Source organism: Rhodococcus sp. AC861 (assembly GCF_979256035.1).
In genome coordinates this window covers 1-232 of record NZ_CEEDMW010000123.1, presented here as the reverse complement: position 1 = coordinate 232, position 232 = coordinate 1, and the positions used below count along the sequence as shown (strand labels likewise).

The following is a 232-nucleotide window of genomic DNA, read 5'->3' as shown; positions in this document are numbered from 1 at the left end:
ACCAGCGGGAACGGCTGTTGGCTCTGGGGTCGGTGTCGGCCGGCCTGACGCACGAGCTGAACAACCCGGCTGCGGCGGCGGTCCGCGCGACGGCGGCACTGCGAGATCGGGTGTCGCACATGCGGCGCAACCTCGGGGTCATCGCCTCGGGTGTCTACGACACCGACTCGCTGACGGGCTTGATCAGTCTGCGGGACGAGGCGGCCGAGCTGGTCGGCAAGGCCCCGGATCT

1 pseudogene is annotated in these 232 nt (G+C 70.7%); it reads left to right on the top strand.

What is annotated here, in order from left to right:
* Nucleotides 1-232, top strand: a pseudogene (locus AC0IX4_RS23410) (histidine kinase); the annotation flags it as partial.